Annotated in this window: 2 protein-coding genes and 1 pseudogene; all 3 read left to right on the top strand. The window is 57.6% G+C overall.

The window, feature by feature from the left end; genetic code table 11:
* Nucleotides 1–935 (top strand): YfjI family protein (locus tag JV201_RS03510; protein ID WP_257903285.1); only part of this gene is annotated, 935 nt, incomplete at its 5' end.
* Nucleotides 928–1281: a hypothetical protein gene (locus tag JV201_RS03515; RefSeq protein WP_219406527.1), complete on the top strand. Its 354-nt coding sequence runs from the start codon at nt 928–930 to the stop codon at nt 1279–1281. The genes JV201_RS03510 and JV201_RS03515, both read left to right, overlap by 8 nt.
* Nucleotides 1265–1607: pseudogene (locus JV201_RS29525) on the top strand (integrase); the annotation flags it as partial. The gene JV201_RS03515 and the pseudogene JV201_RS29525, both read left to right, overlap by 17 nt.

Raw genomic sequence — 1607 nt, forward strand, 5'->3', positions numbered from 1 at the left:
TGATCACTACGGACCCAACTATCGAGGCCGTGATCAAAGGTCTCTGTCGTGACTTACCGAGCATGGGCCTGTTCTGTGACGAAGGTGGGCAATTCCTAGGTAGCAGCACCATGAGTCGGGATAACCGTTTGAAAGCGGTCACAACCTTGTCGTCACTCTGGGACGGTAGCCCGATTGATCGTGCTCGCTCTATGGCAGGCGAAAGCCTACGAGCCTATGACCGACGCCTGAGCCTGCACCTGATGCTGCAACCGTATTTGGCCATGCAGTTACTCAGTGACCCGTTGCTGCAGGGGCAAGGCATTCTAGGGCGCTGCTTGATGACCTGGCCCACCAGTCTAGCCGGGCAACGTAGCTACCAGGCTGTCGATTTGTCCAAAGATGTCGCACTCAAGCGCTACCATCACCGCCTTTCGGCTCTGTTTTATCAGCCTTGGTCACTTTCCGCTGACGGAGCCTTGCAGCTGTTAAAGCTGAGCCTCAGCCCGCTGGCGCGTCGTCGCTGGATTGATTTGCATGATGCTATCGAAGCTCAGTTGGGGGAGTTTGGCGAGCTGGCCAGCGTACGGCCCAGCGGATCAAAGGCCGCCGATAACCTGCTGCGCGTCGCCGGCATTCTTGCAGTTGTGGAGGAGAGCAGCGTCGTGGAGGTCGACCATATCCAACGGGCCTCCGCTTTAGTCGGCTACTACCTCACCGAGATACAGCGTCTCACTGAGCAGGAGCCAGTGTGTCGAGTTAAGGAGGAGGCGGACCGGCTGTTGCGCTGGCTGCAGGTCAAAGATTGGAAGCGTTTCAGTATTCGTGAATTGAATCGCAACGGTCCCCGCTTTGCCCGCAAGAGCAGTCGTCATGCCGCCAAGCTGCTGGTCGAGTTGATTGATCATCAGTGGTTGATCACCGATGGCCACACCTTCGAGGTGCGCCATGTTTAATCTTGATGAAGCGCTGCGCAACCATCTGGCTCAGCGTCAAAAGGAGCCCAAAGCGCGATTTGTCGCCGCTACTGTCGCCACTTTGTCGCCACGCTCAAAACCAGGCAGGACAAGGGTTGTCGCCGCTGTCGCCAGTGTCGCCACCACCCATAAAGCTATCGCCTCTACGACAGCCATTATTCAATGGTTGAAAGAGGAGGGTGCGCATCTTTACGTCACCGACAACACGCTGTGTTTTCGCCCGACTGATTGGGCTCAGTTCGCGATTGTAAGTGCGCACTGGCGAGCCCTTTTGCATGATCTCGCGGCAGTCGATCAGGAACAGAAAAATGGCACGGGTCGGTAAGCGAGCGGGGCGCAATTTCGGTTTCGGTCGCCAGCTTAGCTATGCTGGACGGCAAGCACTGAAAGACCTGTTTGGCGACGGCCATTTTGCTACCGTCAAAGCCCATAGCGATCGCTGGCAGGCGTTCGTGCATTGGTGTCGATCCGATGAAGGACCGAGGGTCAACGACGCGCGCCAGATCGACCGCGAGATCCTCATGCGGTACGCCGTCCACGTGCGGGAGCAGGTTGATCAGGGCAACGTCGGCATTGCCACCGCGCAGAACCGACTGTCCAGCGTGAACCGAACGATGGCCGCGCTGCGCGGTGATCAGTACGTCAAAATCT

It is taken from the genome of Pseudomonas sp. Colony2 (genome assembly GCF_019382755.1).
Taxonomy (GTDB): domain Bacteria; phylum Pseudomonadota; class Gammaproteobacteria; order Pseudomonadales; family Pseudomonadaceae; genus Aquipseudomonas.

Coding starts and splice junctions, on each gene's coding strand:
- JV201_RS03515 (WP_219406527.1), top strand. CDS start 928: ATGTTTAATCTTGATGAAGCGCTGCGCAACCATCTGGCTCAGCGTCAA.